This window comes from Helicobacter pylori (genome assembly GCF_003637685.1).
GTDB classification, from domain to species: Bacteria; Campylobacterota; Campylobacteria; order Campylobacterales; family Helicobacteraceae; genus Helicobacter; species Helicobacter pylori_CJ.
This window is the reverse complement of sequence record NZ_MVWW01000004.1, coordinates 146,369-164,122: the sequence shown is the minus strand read 5'-3', so window position 1 is coordinate 164,122 and position 17,754 is coordinate 146,369. Positions and strand designations below refer to the sequence as shown.

15 protein-coding genes and 2 pseudogenes are annotated in these 17,754 nt (G+C 39.5%); 14 read left to right on the top strand and 3 right to left on the bottom strand.

The window, feature by feature from the left end:
• A pseudogene (locus EAL44_RS07975) lies at nt 1-796 on the top strand (DUF3519 domain-containing protein); the annotation flags it as partial.
• A gap of 1,061 nt (nt 797-1,857) precedes the next feature.
• Here the strand turns inward: EAL44_RS07975 and EAL44_RS04530 are convergent.
• Nucleotides 1,858-2,589, bottom strand: coding sequence for an NYN domain-containing protein (locus EAL44_RS04530; RefSeq protein WP_000646774.1), 732 nt, complete (start codon nt 2,587-2,589; stop codon nt 1,858-1,860).
• Between the two features lie 131 nt (nt 2,590-2,720).
• On the opposite strand from EAL44_RS04530, the gene ruvC reads away from it, so the two are divergent.
• A complete protein-coding gene (gene ruvC / locus EAL44_RS04525) occupies nt 2,721-3,194 on the top strand; it encodes a crossover junction endodeoxyribonuclease RuvC (protein WP_001221154.1) in 474 nt (157 codons plus the stop codon).
• On the opposite strand, the gene EAL44_RS04520 is transcribed toward ruvC, so the two are convergent.
• Entirely contained in the window at nt 3,195-5,570 is a 2,376-nt protein-coding gene (locus tag EAL44_RS04520; protein WP_121075184.1) for a TonB-dependent receptor, read from the bottom strand.
• A 321-nt stretch (nt 5,571-5,891) separates the two neighbouring features.
• On the opposite strand from EAL44_RS04520, the gene EAL44_RS04515 reads away from it, so the two are divergent.
• From EAL44_RS04515 to EAL44_RS04505, 3 genes are all read left to right on the top strand, one after another.
• Nucleotides 5,892-7,409: a catalase gene (locus EAL44_RS04515; RefSeq protein ID WP_121075181.1), complete on the top strand. Its 1,518-nt coding sequence runs from the start codon at nt 5,892-5,894 to the stop codon at nt 7,407-7,409.
• 144 nt (nt 7,410-7,553) lie between these two features.
• Entirely contained in the window at nt 7,554-8,432 is an 879-nt protein-coding gene (locus EAL44_RS04510; RefSeq protein ID WP_121075178.1) for a twin-arginine translocation signal domain-containing protein, read from the top strand.
• Nucleotides 8,433-8,516: 84 nt separating this feature from the next.
• Nucleotides 8,517-8,732, top strand: coding sequence for a hypothetical protein (locus EAL44_RS04505; protein ID WP_001206520.1), 216 nt, complete (start codon nt 8,517-8,519; stop codon nt 8,730-8,732).
• Nucleotides 8,733-8,784: 52 nt separating this feature from the next.
• Here the strand turns inward: EAL44_RS04505 and EAL44_RS04500 are convergent, their stop codons facing one another.
• Nucleotides 8,785-9,114, bottom strand: coding sequence for a zinc ribbon domain-containing protein YjdM (locus tag EAL44_RS04500; RefSeq protein WP_001153404.1), 330 nt, complete (start codon nt 9,112-9,114; stop codon nt 8,785-8,787).
• A 192-nt stretch (nt 9,115-9,306) separates the two neighbouring features.
• On the opposite strand from EAL44_RS04500, the pseudogene cdh reads away from it, so the two are divergent.
• The 9 genes and pseudogenes from cdh to pgbB all read left to right on the top strand — a co-directional run.
• A pseudogene (gene cdh / locus EAL44_RS04495) lies at nt 9,307-10,201 on the top strand (CDP-diacylglycerol diphosphatase); the annotation flags it as partial.
• A 209-nt stretch (nt 10,202-10,410) separates the two neighbouring features.
• On the top strand, nt 10,411-12,567 hold the full coding sequence (gene flgE / locus EAL44_RS04490) for a flagellar hook protein FlgE (protein ID WP_000946402.1): 2,157 nt from the start codon (nt 10,411-10,413) through the stop codon (nt 12,565-12,567).
• Between the two features lie 58 nt (nt 12,568-12,625).
• Nucleotides 12,626-12,979 (top strand): hydrogenase/urease nickel incorporation protein HypA, encoded by a 354-nt coding sequence (gene hypA / locus EAL44_RS04485; protein ID WP_000545280.1) that lies wholly within the window; start codon nt 12,626-12,628, stop codon nt 12,977-12,979.
• A gap of 6 nt (nt 12,980-12,985) precedes the next feature.
• Nucleotides 12,986-13,447, top strand: a complete 462-nt coding sequence (gene mua, locus EAL44_RS04480; RefSeq protein ID WP_121075172.1) for a nickel-binding protein Mua — start codon at nt 12,986-12,988, stop codon at nt 13,445-13,447.
• A complete protein-coding gene (gene lpxB, locus EAL44_RS04475) occupies nt 13,447-14,529 on the top strand; it encodes a lipid-A-disaccharide synthase (protein WP_121075169.1) in 1,083 nt (360 codons plus the stop codon). Before mua ends, lpxB begins: the two co-directional genes overlap by 1 nt.
• 40 nt (nt 14,530-14,569) lie before the next feature.
• Nucleotides 14,570-15,064 (top strand): transcription elongation factor GreA, encoded by a 495-nt coding sequence (gene greA / locus EAL44_RS04470; protein WP_001031337.1) that lies wholly within the window; start codon nt 14,570-14,572, stop codon nt 15,062-15,064.
• Nucleotides 15,054-15,491 (top strand): dUTP diphosphatase, encoded by a 438-nt coding sequence (gene dut, locus EAL44_RS04465; RefSeq protein WP_121075166.1) that lies wholly within the window; start codon nt 15,054-15,056, stop codon nt 15,489-15,491. Before greA ends, dut begins: the two co-directional genes overlap by 11 nt.
• The gene (locus EAL44_RS04460; protein ID WP_121075163.1) at nt 15,488-16,144 is read left to right on the top strand and encodes a hypothetical protein; all 657 of its coding nucleotides are present in this window, start codon (nt 15,488-15,490) and stop codon (nt 16,142-16,144) included. The genes dut and EAL44_RS04460 overlap by 4 nt, the downstream gene beginning before the upstream one ends.
• 4 nt (nt 16,145-16,148) lie before the next feature.
• Nucleotides 16,149-17,753: a plasminogen-binding protein PgbB gene (gene pgbB / locus EAL44_RS04455; RefSeq protein ID WP_121075160.1), complete on the top strand. Its 1,605-nt coding sequence runs from the start codon at nt 16,149-16,151 to the stop codon at nt 17,751-17,753.
• Nucleotide 17,754 lies beyond the last annotated feature (1 nt).

The following is a 17,754-nucleotide window of genomic DNA, read 5'->3' as shown; positions in this document are numbered from 1 at the left end:
GAAACCATCCCCATGAACCTAATCCTACACAAAAAGATTTAACAGATCAAGAGGATTTATTAAAAACAAGCGAAAATTTAAACGAAACCACCAAAGAAGCTACAAAATTAAGCCCGCTTGAACAAGCCAACGCAAAAAATCTTCTTAAAGAACAACACGCTATAACCCCACTCAAAGAGTTTGGCGCAAATTACCCCGAGTTTGCCTTAAAGCCTAAGGAAGCGTTAGAGAAATATTACAAGAAAAGAACGGACAAGTCGCAGGCGTAGCTTATAGGGACGATTTAGGAGGGATTGATTTTGTGTGGGGAACGCCAAAGACTAAAGACAGCGTAGGTTATGGGTTAGCGCATGTATTAGAACGAAGAGAACAGCAAGCGTTTTCTTTAGGCTTAAGTGAAGCAGAAGCTAAAGAATACGCCTTAAATATCGTTAAATCTATCCCTGAAGTGTTAGAGAAAGGCACTAAAGGCACGGATCATTTAGGGCGTGTGTTTGTAGATTATGGAAATAAGAGAGTAGGTTTAAATAACACATGGAATAACAAAGATTTAGAAAATCATTGGGTGATAAGCAGTTATGAATTACGAGATACAACAGAGAAGCCCACGCATTTTCCGACCTCGCAAGCAATCACTAAAGAAAAGGACATTTATTCTTTAAACTCCGTAGGACCTAATCCTACACCAAAACCGCTAAATAGTCAAGAGGATTTATTAAAAACAAGCGAAAATTTAAACGAAACCACACCAAAACCTACCCATTTAAGCCCTTTAGAACAAGCAGAAGCTGAAAAGTATGAATTAATACTAAAAACGAAGATAAAACGAAATTATAAGGATAGTGTAGCCCATAGAAAAACATTAGCAAAATCTCAGAATAGCGATCGAACATCAGTTATGAGCTGAGTGCTAGACATATTTGATAAAGCTAATGCGTTTTGAAACTTTAACATAAAAAATTAAACACAAGGAGTAAGGAATGAAAAGCATTAAAAAGCCTCACCTTGACCATACACAAGCCCTTGCGTCTTGTGTGTCAGGGTCTATTGGCACACTTAAAGTGTTTTTAGTGTGGGTTAGAAAATTATTCTCTAACCCATACTTTAGTAATCACACAAAAAGAAACAACAAGTCAATGAATGAAAAATGAATTAATCTTAAAAACGATATACCAATCAAAGCTTTAATACAAGACACCAAACTCTCTAAGGGGCAACCATAGGTCGATTTCCTATAGCGATGTCTGTAAGAATGTTACCATAAAAACCCTAACAAAGCCAAATAACGGCTTAAATCTTTTCAAGGAGAACGCAAGGAGAATAAATAAATGAAAAACAAAAAACGATGTTAAAGCAGAGATGAACAAGGCGGACATTATCCACTCTTTCATTCCGCAGGATAGCTGAAAATGCTAAAAAGCAATGAGTGGGCTACCATTGAAACTATAAAACAAAAACTTGAAAAAGCCAAGGAAGTCAGGAAATGAAAACTAACGAAGAGTATAGCTACAATCAAATCATAGAGGAAGCGAGAATGATAATGGATAAGGCGAATCATTAAAGAGTGAGTTGGTTATTACAAGCTATGAAGTGGATAAATCAAGGAATGGGCTAATTGAGTCGCCTTTAGCACCAAATTACAAGGGGAAAGATACTAATCCCCTAAACCTTGATAACCCCAATCCTACCACAAAAGAATAAGCAAGGCAATAAACTACCCAACCCAGTCAGTATGAGAAAAATAAGCCTAAAAACCCCTTTAAAAATTCTGGCTTTGTTCTAATCAAATGCCAATAATTGAGTTTTTAAAAAATGATTTTTTAAACTCTATAAAAATGAAATAACCCTTTTTATGGTTTAGTTTAAAGCCCAGTTGGTTTTAGTGAGATTTTCTCTGATGGAAAAAAGCTTGTCTTTGACTTCGTTACTGCTCAATTTCCTCACTTTATCCGAATTGTATTTCAAATCCTGGCTAAGAAGAGACAATCTGTTAGACAAATCGGCAATATCCACCCTTAGCCCTTCATCTCTGGCTAATTTGAGCGCGGGGATTAGATCCGTATCTTTTGAAAATATCAAAATCCTATCAGCTATTTTTTTAAAGGCTATTCTTTGAATGTCAAGACCCATGAGCATATCCACCTGTTTTTGTTCTAATAACGCCCTATAACTCCCATCAAACTCCACTCTTATTGCGTTTAACTTAGTCCTCCCTAATCTCAATTCCACTTGATCCAATGAAGCCAGATCGTGTTGGAAATTTTCCACATCGCTATAAATCTTCTCCCATTTAGTCGCTTCACTGCTTTGTAAGATTTCTTCAATGTCGCTGCTGGTGAAGATTTTCATTTCTGTTCCGGGATTTTTTTCATTTTGGAGGGTGTCATTCCTTTTATCCCATAACGCATGTTCAAAATCAAAGGGTGGGGTGGTATAAAAGTAAATACGACTGATCCATTCATCATCTAGTAAAAAAGCTCTGATAGTAACGATCACATCTAAAGCGATATTGTAATTAACGCATTTTGTTTGTTTAATATCGCGTCTGAAATTCTCCCAATCCACTAGTATGATTGTGTTTGCTTTCATTTATTGCTCCCTTATTTATACGCTAAATTTTTTAAAAATTCTTAATGCAATCTTGTATTTTGCACCAACAAGAAACATGGATATAATAATAGCGTTTTTTAAACCTTGCAATTAAATAATAGGAATGATTGATGCGTATTTTAGGAATAGACCCAGGCAGCAGGAAATGCGGGTATGCTATCATTTCTCACGCTTCTAACAAGCTTTCTTTAATCACGGCTGGGTTCATTAATATCACCACGACACGCTTGCAAGAACAAATCTTGGATTTGATAGAAGCCTTGGATTGCTTATTGGATCGTTACGAAGTCAATGAAGTAGCGATTGAAGATATTTTTTTTGGGTATAACCCTAAAAGCGTGATCAAGCTCGCGCAATTCAGGGGGGCGTTGTCCTTAAAGATTTTAGAAAGGATCGGAAATTTTAGCGAATACACGCCCTTACAAGTCAAAAAAGCCCTAACCGGTAACGGGAAAGCCGCTAAAGAGCAAGTGGCCTTTATGGTCAAACGCTTGCTTAACATCACAAGCGAAATCAAGCCTTTGGATATTAGCGATGCGATAGCCGTTGCTATCACGCATGCGCAACGCTTAAAGCCCCACTAACTACCATTTGTAAGCCACTTCAAAACGCGCATTAAAACCGGGCTCTGCGATCGCTCTTTTAACAGCGTCAGTGCCTGGCATATCCGGGCTCATGACATAGGGGCTTGTTTGATCCACATAGAATTTGTTAAAAACATTGTTAAACACGGCTGAAAGCAGCAAACCCTTCCAGCGGCTTTTGGTTTTAGGACTCCAATTGATATAAAAATTACTCACGCCATAGCCCGGTTTATGCATATGCACTAACCCTAATTGGGATCCACATTTGGCTAAATCGGTAGGGGTTTTGGGTTTCTCAGCCGTCCCATAATCAGGCAAGTAAATATCAAACCCGCAATAATCCAAACCGGTCACAAAACGGCTAAGCCATGCAAGATTGATCCCTGTTTTTGGAATGGTGTAATCCAATTTGATGATAAAAACATTACCGGTGCTTGCGGCAAGCTCATAGCTGTCCGCCATTAAATACCCCCTAGTGGTGGGCCAAGTGCGCGAGATCCCCACATTCAAACTCACGCCCTTGTATCTAAAAGTCCCACCCACTTCATAGCCATAAATGCGAATCGCTTGACTGAGATTATTCACAACTAGAGTTTGCGCGTATTGGGAGATGAAATTATCCAAAGCCTGATAAAACGCCGCAGCCCTCCCGCTAAAATACTGGCTTGAATAATCAATATTAAATTCAGCGTTAGAGCCCACTTCAGGCTTGATATTTTTAGCGTATCGCAAATCGTTTTGGCGCATATACACGCCATCTCCTGGCATAACCCCCCTTGTAACTTGAGAATAAGTGATTTTTAAAGATAAAGGCTCAATGGGGCTTAGCACAAGAGCCGCGCTAGGGCTAAAGCCTTGAGTGTAGCGGTGGTTCCAGTCTTTATCATAAAGCGTGTAAGCGTCCCACCTAACCCCAGCTCCAAAAGTGATGATTTTATGAGGCGAGTAATTCGCTTGCACATAGCCTCCATAAATATTCCCATTGGCTTTCCCTCTTTGGCACAGCGTAGGGTCATTGGGGTTATTGTCCACAAGAGTGCAAGCGATTTGTTTTTGCCCTTTATCATCAGTATAGACTTGATTAGGCCTGTATAATTCTGATTTGGGGATGCGAGCGTCAAAAACGCTTAAATTTTGGTAATTGAATCCGTATTCAAAAAGGCTGTCTGTGGCTTCATCAATCACATGTGCGACTTTTAGGTTTAACCCGGTGTTGTTTAAAAACAAATTCCTAGGCTGTGAGCTTGGTTTATCCACATCAGAAAAGCTTGGGGTGCAATACCCGCCTTCAACGCATGGGTAATTTTCTCTTTCCCATGCGCTCGCTAAAGAAGTGGGGAATTTAGCATAAACGCCATTAGGATCAAATAAAGGATCAAACTGAGCGTTTCTGATGCTTGTATAAAGGGTAAAATCCAACCGTGGGTCGCCAAAAGAATTTCCCGCTTCCCTTTTGTATTGTAATGAAAGATTGTTAGCGCTATTGATAGAGTGATACAAATACCTTGTGAAACTATCTAGCACATTAGGACACCCTTGAGCGCCATCAGGACTAAAAGGGGCTTCACAAGGATAGGCTAACCCTATAGCGTTACTTCTTAAAGGGCGTGTGGCGTTATCTCGTGTCATGTTCCAGCTAAAAGTGAGCGTGTCTCTGTCGCTCAAATAGCCATTCATTTTAATCAAAGCGTTGTTTTGCTCGCTAGGGGTTCCTGGCTCTTTATCGGCTTGTGTGGGATGAAAAAGGTTTTTCATCGCTGTGGCGCCGCTTCTATAATAGAAGATGTTTTGGTGCGTGTAGTAAGCGATAATATCAAAATGCGCGTTTTGATAAGCCGATCTGAAAGTCTCTCTGTCCCCAAAATTGGTATAAAAACTCACCGCCCCGCTAGCCGCATAACTTTTCCCCCTAGGGATAAAATCAGCCGCTCCTTTAGTCTCCATTTTAATCACTCCCGCAATCGCTCCTGGCCCTGCACTCGCATTAGCCGCACCTTTGGTAACTTCCACGCTTTTGAGCATGCCAGGGTCAATCACGGTGTTGCCTTGGTGGTGGTAGATATTGCCATTTTGTGCAGCCCCATCCACCGTAACCCTTAAAAGCCTGTCTTCAACACCTCTCACATAGATTTTCTGCCCCATCACGCTCCCTCCACCCACATTCACATCAGGGTTAGTCCTAAACAAGTCTTTGACTTCATTGCTTTGGCGTTGATCCAATTCTTTAGAAGTTACCTTAAACTCATTATTATAAGTGAAAATCCTTTTAGCTTGGGTGGTAACCTTATTTAAAGTGCGCTCCTCGCTATAGCAAGTCTCAGTGAGTAGGGGTAAACATAAAGCGTATCTAAGCTTTGGGTATGATCTTAAAAACATCCAACAACTCTCCTTAAATTTAAAAATTCAAAAAATAAAAATCAAAAAAAAAAAAACAAAATCCGCTAAAACATTGAGATAGAATAGTATGATAATTATTATTAAAACCAGATTAAAAATAAAATTTTGTTTTTAATCTTTCTTATTTTCATTAATTGTTACGAATAGAAATACTTAAGGGGGGTTTTTATTCTTAAAAAAAAGATTTTTTAAGGAAATTGAATCTTGTTAGTCTTTATATAACAAATTATGTAATAATCACCACAAGTAATTGGCCTAGTGTCGGATTACGAAGATTTAAGATCAAATAAAGGAAAAAAGATGGTTAATAAAGATGTGAAACAAACCACTGCTTTTGGTGCTCCCGTTTGGGATGACAACAATGTGATTACGGCCGGCCCTAGAGGTCCTGTTTTATTACAAAGCACTTGGTTTTTGGAAAAGTTAGCGGCGTTTGACAGAGAAAGGATCCCTGAAAGGGTGGTGCATGCTAAAGGAAGTGGGGCTTATGGCACTTTCACCGTGACTAAAGACATCACTAAATACACTAAAGCGAAAATTTTCTCTAAAGTGGGCAAAAAAACCGAATGCTTTTTCAGATTTTCTACTGTGGCTGGTGAAAGAGGCGCTGCGGATGCGGTAAGAGACCCTAGAGGTTTTGCGATGAAGTATTACACTGAAGAAGGTAATTGGGATTTAGTAGGGAACAACACGCCTGTTTTCTTTATCCGTGATGCGATTAAATTCCCTGATTTCATCCACACTCAAAAACGAGATCCTCAAACCAATTTGCCTAACCACGACATGGTGTGGGATTTTTGGAGTAGTGTTCCTGAAAGCTTGTATCAAGTAACATGGGTTATGAGCGATAGAGGTATCCCTAAATCTTTCCGCCACATGGATGGTTTTGGCAGCCACACTTTCAGTCTCATCAACGCTAAAGGCGAACGCTTTTGGGTGAAATTCCACTTTCACACCATGCAAGGCGTTAAGCACTTGACTAATGAAGAAGCCGCAGAAATCAGAAAGCATGATCCTGATTCCAATCAAAGGGATTTGTTCGATGCGATCGCTAGAGGGGATTTCCCAAAATGGAAATTAAGCATTCAAGTGATGCCAGAAGAAGATGCTAAGAAGTATCGATTCCATCCGTTTGATGTAACTAAAATTTGGTATCTCCAAGATTATCCGTTGATGGAAGTGGGCATTGTAGAGTTGAATAAAAATCCTGAAAACTATTTCGCAGAAGTGGAGCAAGCGGCATTCACTCCGGCTAATGTCGTTCCTGGAATTGGCTATAGCCCTGATAGGATGTTACAAGGGCGCTTGTTCTCTTATGGAGACACACACCGCTACCGCTTAGGGGTTAATTACCCTCAGATACCGGTTAATAGGCCAAGATGCCCGTTCCACTCTTCTAGCAGAGATGGTTACATGCAAAACGGGTACTACGGCTCTTTACAAAACTATACGCCTAGCTCATTGCCTGGCTATAAAGAAGATAAGAGTGCTAGGGATCCTAAGTTCAACTTAGCTCATATTGAAAAAGAGTTTGAAGTGTGGAATTGGGATTACAGAGCTGATGATAGCGATTACTACACCCAACCAGGTGATTACTACCGCTCATTGCCAGCTGATGAAAAAGAAAGGTTGCATGACACTATTGGAGAGTCTTTAGCCCATGTTACCCATAAGGAAATTGTGGATAAACAATTGGAGCATTTCAAGAAAGCTGACCCCAAATACGCTGAGGGAGTTAAAAAAGCTCTTGAAAAACACCAAAAAATGATGAAAGACATGCACGCAAAAGACATGCACCACACAAAAAAGAAAAAGTAACCCTTTTCTTTAAGCGTTCTTATTTTTTAGGAACGCTTTGTCTTTCAAAATTTAGGTTTTTGGATACTCATCAATCCTTTGGTGGTGTGTCCTACTTTTTCATTCATTCAACGGATTTAGAAATTACAATAAAGAGTTATAGTTATGAAACGAAGGGATTTTATTAAAACGACTGCTTTAGGCGCTACAAGCGCTGTTTTAGGAGCACAGATTTTGCAGGCAGAAGAAAGCAAAGGGAGTGTTGCAAAAAAATATAAAATAGAGGCTGAGTACAGCATTGATTTTGATTCTGCAGAACACACTTCACTTTTCATTCCCATGCCGAGTGTTGTAGCGAGCAATGTGCATTTACAAGGCAATCATGCCAGCTATAAAAGCATGCTCAATTTTGGAGTGCCTTATTTGCAAGTGGATTTTTTAAAAAGTGCTCAAAAAAAGCAAGTCCATTTGTCTTATGAGATCGCTAGCTATCAATTGAATGAGCGTTTGTTTGAAACGAGCGATTTTGTAGCAATGGGGCGTTATGAAAGAGACGATGCGAGCATGGCTAACATTGCCAACCAACTCAAGGGAACAACCCCCAAAGAAAGCGTCCGTAACTTTTATGCGTTCATCAAGCATGAGATGCCCAAGAGACAAAAGGCTCTAGAGGGTAAAGAAAATTTACCTAAACGAGATAGTTTGCCTTGGTTTGCAACTATCTCTAAAGAGAGCATGTTTGTGTCCTTATGCCATGCGTGCGGGATTAAAAGCGCTGAAGTGCAAGGCTTGAAATTGGCTCAAAACAGCGTGGTGAAAAACGCTCCTAGAGTGGAAGTGTATTTGAAAGATTCATTTCTAGCGTTTGATTTTCAAAATAACCACAAGGGAGTCTTTATCCCGTTGAATCGTCATAAAGACATGCAGTTAGATTCTGCCTTGTTGGCGACTTTTGGCGATGCCTTTGCCCTTGTAGATGGTAGGGATTTAGGCAATTACGAGAGCAAACTTTTTGAAAAAAGAGTGTCCTATACGATTGTCTAAAGGCATGAAATTTAGGAATATTCCTTGATAGCGGGCTTTCCTTTTTAGGGAGAGTTTGCAAAAAGGGTTTAAAGGATTGTCTTTATGCGAGAATTTTTTAAGAAACTTGGCACAGAATACGCTTCTAAGCTGTTTTTGGTTTATTGGCTTAGATGGATGTTGAGCGCGTTGGTGATGCTGCCTTTTATGGAGATTTTTTATTATTTCAATTTTCCGTTGTGGCTCAATCTTTTCTTGGGGCAAACCATTGGAGCGGTGATTTTTTTCAAGCTAGACAAGTTGATTTTTTCTAAAAAATGATTTTTACAAGCCTAAAAAGCCACTAAGTTTTTTCTTAAGCTTTTGTATTCTCCTAAGCTTTTTTGAGGAATTCAGATTTTAAAGACAGGCTCTGCCCTTCTATTTTACAATCCACATTGTGATCGCTATTGACAAGTTTGATGTTTTTGATTTTAGTGCCTTTTTTAAGCACTAAGGATGAGCCTTTAACCTTTAAATCCTTAATGAGAATGACCGAGTCCCCATTTTGTAAAAGATTATTATGGCAATCTTTAACGATCAATTCTTCATCATTAACTTCATTTTCATTCCACTCATACAAACAGCTAGAGCAAACCAATTGCGTGCCATCATGGTAGGTGTAGGCGTCGTTGCATTTAGGGCATGGGGGTAAATCTTGCATGATAATCGTCCTTATTGTGGTATTAGTGCGATGATATTACCTAAATCAAGGTTATAAAACGCTTTATTTTAGATAAGCACCAACCCCATAAGATCGCATGGTGAAAAATTATCGCCTGCTTTTCGCAAGCTATTTAATTTTTTAAAAAATTCTTTTAGCTTTTTTAATGTTATCAATTTAATTTTTTTCTAGTTATCATTCAAAAAATCTCTTTTTAAAATAGGTTACTAAATGTTACTAATAAGTTAAAATTTATTAAAATAATCATAATGATTAAAGATTTTAACCACTATTGTAGAAAAATAACAAGAGAGTTTGCAAAAACTCTTATTAAAAACAAGGAGCAAAAAAGATGAAAAAAGCGGGCTTTCTTTTTTTAGCGGTGGTGGCTATCGCTGTTATGAGTTTAAACGCTAAAGATCCGAATGTGTTGCGTAAGATTGTTTTTGAGAAATGTCTGCCTAATTACGAGAAAAGTCAAAATCCTTCGCCATGCATAGAAGTCAAACCCGATGCCGGCTATGTGGTTTTAAAAGATATTAACGGCCCGTTGCAATATTTGTTGATGCCAACAACTCACATTAGCGGTATTGAAAGCCCTTTGCTGCTTGATCTCTCTACGCCTAACTTTTTTTATTTATCCTGGCAAGCGCGTGATTTTATGAGTAAAAAATACGGCAAACCTATTCCTGATAGCGCGATTTCTTTGACGATTAACTCTAGCAAAGGGCGATCGCAAAACCATTTTCACATCCATATCTCTTGCATTAGCCTTGATGCGCGCAAACAGCTGGATAATCATCTAAAAAAAATCAACAGCCGTTGGTCGCCATTATCAGGGGGCTTGAATGGGCATAAATATTTGGCACGTCGGGTAACAGAGAGCGAATTAGCGCAAAAAAGCCCGTTTGTCATGCTTAATAAAGAAGTGCCTAACGTGCACAAACGCATAGGAGACTATGGCTTGGCGGTGGTGCAACAAAGCGATAACTCCTTTGTCTTATTAGCGACACAATTTAACCCATTGACTTTAAATCGCGCTTCAGCCGAAGAGATTCAAGATCATGAATGCGCGATTTTGCGCTAAAGCGAGTTAGATTTTTAAATTTGAGCGATAAGCTTTAAAAAGTGTAATTAAGGGGTGGTGTTACAAAACTCCCTATCCCCTTATGAATTTGGTCGATCTTTTTGATTAACAAAACTTAAAATCCGCAATCAATCATTCTAAAAAGCTATTTAGGAACAACTTTTGCTTTATTTGGCATAGATTGAATTTCTTTACATTAAAGGATAACCATGCTTAGGTCTTTATGGTCTGGTGTCAATGGGATGCAAGCCCACCAAATCGCTTTGGATATTGAGAGTAACAATATTGCTAATGTGAATACCACTGGGTTTAAATATTCTAGGGCTTCTTTTGTGGATATGCTCTCTCAAGTCAAACTCATCGCTACCGCGCCCTATAAAAACGGGTTAGCAGGGCAGAATGACTTTTCTGTGGGGCTTGGGGTAGGCGTGGATGCGACGACTAAAATCTTTTCACAAGGCAATATCCAAAACACAGATGTCAAAACCGATCTAGCGATTCAAGGCGATGGCTTTTTCATCATTAGCCCTGATAGGGGGATCACGCGCAATTTCACTAGAGATGGGGAGTTCCTTTTTGACTCGCAAGGGAGTTTGGTTACCACCGGCGGGCTTGTGGTGCAAGGGTGGGTGAGAAACGGGAGCGATACCGGCAATAAAGGGAGCGATACGGACGCTTTAAAAGTGGATAACACCGGCCCTTTAGAAAACATTAGGATTGATCCTGGAATGGTGATGCCAGCCAGAGCGAGCAACCGCATTTCTATGAGAGCGAATTTAAACGCCGGAAGGCATGCGGATCAAACAGCGGCGATATTTGCTTTGGATTCTTCAGCCAAAACCCCTTCAGATGGCATTAATCCGGTGTATGATTCAGGCACGAATCTTGCTCAAGTCGCCGAAGACATGGGATCTTTATACAATGAAGATGGCGACGCTCTTTTATTGAATGAAAATCAAGGGATTTGGGTGAGCTATAAGAGTGCAAAAATGGTCAAAGACATTCTCCCTTCTGCAGAAAACAGCACGCTTGAGTTGAATGGGGTTAAGATTTCTTTCACGAACGATTCAGCGGTGAGCAGGACTTCAAGCTTAGTGGCGGCGAAAAATGCGATCAATGCGGTCAAAAGCCAAACAGGGATTGAAGCTTATTTGGACGGCAAGCAATTGCGTTTGGAAAACACCAATGAATTAGACGGCGATGAAAAGCTTAAAAACATTGTGGTTACGCAAGCCGGGACCGGGGCGTTCGCCAACTTTTTAGACGGCGATAAAGATGTAACGGCTTTCAAATACAGCTACACGCATTCTATTAGCCCTAATGCGGATATTGGGCAGTTTAGGACCACTGAAGACTTGCGCGCCTTAATCCAGCATGACGCTAATATCGTAAAAGATCCTAGTTTAGCGGACAATTACCAAGACTCAGCCGCTTCTATAGGGGTTACAATCAACCAATACGGCATGTTTGAAATCAATAATAAAGACAATAAAAATGTCATTAAAGAAAACCTTAATATCTTTGTGAGCGGGTATTCTTCAGACAGCGTAACGAACAATGTTTTGTTTAAAAACGCCATGAAAGGGCTTAATACCGCTTCTTTAATTGAAGGGGGAGCGTCAGCGAGCAGTTCTAAATTCACCCACGCTACGCATGCGACAAGCATTGATGTGATAGACAGCTTAGGCACTAAACACGCCATGCGCATTGAGTTTTATAGGAGTGGGGGAGCGGAATGGAATTTTAGAGTGATCGTGCCTGAGCCTGGGGAATTAGTAGGGGGGTCAGCGGCTAGGCCTAATGTGTTTGAGGGAGGCCGTTTGCACTTCAATAACGACGGATCGCTTGCAGGCATGAACCCGCCTCTTTTGCAATTTGACCCTAAAAATGGCGCTGATGCCCCTCAACGCATCAATTTAGCCTTTGGTTCCTCAGGGAGCTTTGACGGGCTAACGAGCGTGGATAAGATCTCTGAAACTTACGCGATTGAGCAAAACGGCTATCAAGCGGGCGATTTGATGGATGTCCGCTTTGATTCAGACGGGGTGCTTTTAGGGGCGTTCAGTAATGGCAGGACTTTAGCGCTCGCTCAAGTGGCTTTAGCGAATTTCGCTAACGATGCGGGCTTACAGGCTTTGGGGGGGAATGTCTTTTCTCAAACTGGAAACTCAGGGCAAGCCTTAATCGGTGCGGCTAATACGGGGCGTAGGGGTTCGATTTCAGGATCCAAACTGGAGTCTAGTAATGTGGATTTGAGCCGGAGTTTAACGAATTTGATTGTGGTTCAAAGGGGGTTTCAAGCGAACTCTAAAGCGGTAACCACATCTGATCAAATCCTTAACACCCTATTGAATCTTAAGCAATAAACCAAAGGATTACTCTAATACAATATAATAGGGGCTAATTTAAAGATTAAGGTTTAGTATGCATGAATACTCGGTCGTTTCTTCTTTGATCGCTCTTTGCGAAGAGCATGCGAAGAAAAATCAAGCCCATAAGATTGAAAGAGTCGTGGTCGGTATTGGTGAAAGAAGCGCTATGGATAAGAGCTTGTTTGTGAGCGCGTTTGAGACTTTTAGAGAAGAATCTTTGGTGTGTAAAGACGCTATTTTAGACATTGTAGATGAAAAGGTTGAATTAGAGTGTAAGGATTGTTCGCATGTTTTTAAGCCTAACGCACTAGATTATGGAGTGTGTGAGAAATGCCACAGCAAGAATGTCATTATCACTCAAGGCAATGAAATGCGTTTGTTGTCTTTAGAAATGTTAGCGGAATAAAAACCGATGCAAGAAGAATTGAACGCTTACCAGCAAGAAATTGAAGACACTAGAGGAGTTTTAAAAAAGATCCGTTTGGAATTGAAGCAAGTCCAAGAAATCTTGCGTAAGAAAAAGAGCGTTTTAAAAGGTTTGAAGCAAGAAATCTATCAAAAAAAATCAGAAAAAGAAAACTCCCGCTCAAACAAAGAAACGCAAAATACAGAAGAGGATGTGATTTTCCCTAAATCCCTTGAAGAAGTGGAGGTTTTCACTAGTGATAATCAGGTTATCATGGCAAAACCAAGCAAGCGCGTGTTTGATGAAGGGATTTACTTGCAATACCGCAGCGTTTTGCGCGAAAACAGGCTTTTAAAAAACCATCTCTCTAAAAAAGATTTTGAAAATGCATTGCTCAAAATTGAATTGAGGGATTTGCATAAAGAAATCAAGCTCTATCAAGTCCAAAACCTTTTGAAAGACAAATAATGCCCACGATTTTAGTGAGCGCTTTAGAAGCGAGCTCTAATATTCATTTAGAGGAATTACGCCGCAATTTGCCTAAAGGTTATCGTTTTATTGGCGTGTTTGAAGGGAAAAACGCGCTCTATAGCCCTAGGGAATTTTCTGTCATGGGTTTTAGAGACGTGATAGGCCGTTTGGGGTTTTTACTCAAAGCCCATAAAGAAATGGTCCAATTAGCCAAACAAGCGGATATGGTGCTTTTAATGGATTCTTCTTCTTTCAATATCCCCCTAGCCAAAAAAATCAAAAAACAAGATCCGCATAAAAAAATCATGTATTATATTTTACCGCAAGTTTGGGCATGGAAAAAATGGCGCGCTAAAAGCCTTGAAAAATACTGCGATTTTTTGGGAGCGATTTTGCCTTTTGAAGTGAGCTATTACCAAAAAAAAGCCCAATATGTAGGACACCCTTTATTAGATGAAATTAAATACTATAAAAAAGATATTAAGGGCGAAACTCTAGTGTTTATGCCAGGAAGCCGAAAAAGCGAAATCGCTAAAATGTTCCCTTTGTTTGTCAAAGTAGCTCAAATTTTAGAACAAAACGAAGGGTTCAAAAGGCGTGTGTTGGTGGTGCCGAGTTTCTTTAAGGGGTTGGATTTGAAAGCTCTTTATGGAGAAGACATTCAATTATTTGAAATTTCTTATGATGCGCATAAGAGTTTGTTTGAAGCGGAATTTGCGTTCATTTGCAGCGGCACAGCGACTTTAGAAGCCGCTTTGATTGGCACGCCTTTTGTGTTAGCGTATAGGGCTAAAACGATGGATTTTTTGATCGCTAGAATGTTGGTCAATTTGCATTATATAGGTTTAGCGAATATTTTTTATAACGCCTTAAATGATGAAACTCCAGGGCTTGGGGAGAGCCAATTGCACCCGGAATTGATCCAGCATTTTTTGAGCGTAGAGGGTTTGTTAAAAGCGTATAAAGAAATGGACAGAGAGCGCTATTTTAAAGAAAGTTTGAGATTAAGGGAATATTTAAAACATGGGAGCGCGAGAAAAGTCGCCGAAGAGATGGCTTTTTTGCTGAATTTAACTTAATTTTTACTATAATCTCTACTGAATAAGCTTAGGAGATTAAATGAATAAAGAACCTATGAGTATGCATGGATACAATAAGATTTGTGCGGAATTAAAGCAATTAAAAGAGGTGGAACGGCCTAATATTGTGAAAGAAATTGATATTGCTAGAGGGCATGGGGATTTGAAAGAAAACGCTGAATACCATGCCGCTAAAGAAAAACAACGCTTCATTGAAGCGAGGATCGTGGATTTAAGCGAAATTGTCGCTAACGCTCAAGTGATTGATCCGAGCGCTTTAGCCCATAATAAAGTGAGTTTTGGGAGCACGATTAAAATCCTTAATTTAGACAACGATAAAGAGTTTTCTTACACGATAGTAGGGAGCGTGGAGAGCGATCCGGCTAAAGGGTTAATCTCTTTTGGTTCGCCGATCGCTAAGAGTTTGATCGGTAAGAGCAAGGGCGATGCGGTGAGCATTCAATTACCCAATGGCGAGAGCGATTTTGAAATTTTAGACATTTATTATAAAGAGATTTGTTTTGATGAAAATTAAAATCCAAAAAACCCACCCAAACGCCCTTATCCCTGAATACCAAACCGAGGGTTCTTCAGGCTTTGATTTGCACGCTGTAGAAGAAGTAACGATCAAACCTCATAGCGTGGGGTTGGTGAAAATAGGGATTTGTTTGTCTTTAGAAGTGGGGTATGAATTGCAGGTGCGCACCCGTAGCGGTTTGGCTTTGAATCATCAAGTGATGGTGTTAAATTCTCCTGGCACGGTGGATAATGATTATAGGGGCGAAATTAAGGTCATTTTAGCGAATTTGAGCGATAAAGATTTTAAAGTCCAGGTAGGGGATAGGATCGCTCAAGGGGTGGTTCAAAAAACTTATAAAGCCGAATTTATAGAATGCGAGCAATTAGATGAAACTTCAAGGGGGAGCGGAGGGTTTGGTAGCACGGGAGTGAGCAAGGCATGAGTATTAAGGAAAATTTAGAGCAGGTTAAAAGCGAATTTAAAAGCGATGAAAAGCTTTTAGAGGGGGCGTTTAGATTAGAAAAATTTTTCAAACGCTACAAGTGGGTGTTGTTGTTTATCGTGGTGGCTTTTATCGCTTATTTAGGGGATACAAAATTACAAGATTATAAGCATGAGCAAACCAGAGAGCGGATCACTCAAATTTATAACGAAGTGCTAGAGAGTCCTAATAATATAGCTTTGCAAAAAAGATTGAAAGAAGTCGCCCCAGAGTTGTATGATTTGTATCAATTCGCCAGAGCGAGTGAAAGAAACGATGCAAACGAGTTTAAAAAACTTTCGCAATCTTCTAATGAAATCGTTAAAACTTTTGCACAATATTCTTACGCATCGCTCTCTAGAGATAAAAACTTGCTTAAAAAAAGCCCCATTCTTAAAGAAATGAGCGCTTTACAAGAAGTGAACTTGTTGTATGAAGAAAATTCTAAAGACGCGATCAAAAAAGCGCATCAAAGTTTATCCACTATCCCTCTAAGTTCTTCACTCTATGCTATAATCTCTGTTTTAAAACACTATGGAATGTTAGAAGATATTCAGCAAAACCCTTCCAAACCAACCAATCTAAAAAAAGAAACTATTCAAGGAACGCATTGATTTGATGAATAAACCATTTTTAATCTTACTCATAGCCCTAATTGTCTTTAGCGGCTGTAACATGAGAAAATATTTCAAACCCGCTAAACACCAAGTTAAAGGCGAAGCGTATTTCCCTAACCATTTGCAAGAAAGTATCGTTTCGTCTAATCGTTATGGAGCCATTTTGAAAAATGGGGCGGTTATAGGCGATAAAGGTTTAACGCAGCTAAGAATCGGTAAGAATTTCAATTACGAAAGCAGTTTTTTAAATGAGAGTCAAGGGTTTTTCATCCTTGCGCAAGATTGTTTGAACAAGATTGATAAAAAAACAAGCAAAAAAAAGGTGGCTAAGACTGAAGAAACGGAATTGAAATTAAAGGGCGTTGAAGCGGAAGTCCAAGATAAAGTCTGTCATCAAGTGGAATTGATTAGCAATAACCCTAACGCCAGCCAACAATCTATCGTTATCCCTTTGGAAACTTTTGCCTTGAGCGCGAGCGTTAAAGGGAATCTTTTAGCGGTGGTGTTAGCGGACAATTCAGCGAATTTATACGACATCACTTCTCAAAAATTGCTTTTTAGCGAGAAAGGTTCTCCAAGCACCACGATCAATTCTTTAATGGCGATGCCTATTTTTATGGATACGGTCGTGGTGTTCCCTATGTTAGATGGGCGCTTGTTGGTCGTGGATTATGTGCATGGAAACCCTACGCCTATTAGAAACATTGTTATCAGCAGCGATAAGTTTTTTAACAATATCACCTACCTTATCGTAGATGGCAATAACATGATCGCTTCTACAGGGAAAAGGATACTCTCAGTGGTGAGCGGTCAAGAGTTCAACTATGATGGGGATATTGTGGATTTGCTTTATGATAAGGGGACTTTATACGTACTCACGCTAGATGGGCAGATTTTGCAAATGGATAAGAGTTTGAGGGAATTAAACAGCGTGAAACTGCCCTTTGCTTCGCTCAATACCATTGTGTTAAACCACAATAAATTGTATTCTTTAGAAAAGCGTGGGTATGTAATAGAGGTGGATTTGAATGATTTTGATTCGTATAATGTCTATAAAACGCCGTCTATAGGCAGTTTTAAGTTTTTTTCATCCAATCGTTTGGATAAAGGGGTGTTTTATGATAAAAATCGGGTGTATTATGATCGCTACTATTTAGATTATAATGATTTTAAACCAAAACTTTATCCTGTTGTAGAAAAACCGGCATCTAAAAAATCTCAAAAAGGCGAAAAAGGGAACGCTCCTATTTATTTGCAAGAAAGGCATAAAGCTAAAGAAAAGCCTTTAGAAGAAAACAAAGTTAAGCCAAGAAATAGCGGGTTTGAAGAAGAAGAGGTTAAAACCAGAAGGCCTGAGCCTATTAGGGATCAAAATAACGCTACCCAACAAGGCGAAAAACAAAACGCTCCTAAAGAAAACAAGGCTTCTAAAGAAGAGAATAAACCAAATTCTAAAGAAGAAAAACGCCGCTTGAAAGAAGAAAAGAAAAAAGCCAAAGCCGAACAAAGAGCGAGAGAATTTGAACAAAGAGCAAAAGAGCATCAAGAAAGAGATGAAAAAGAGCTTGAAGAAAGAAGAAAAGCTTTAGAAATGAATAAGAAGTAGG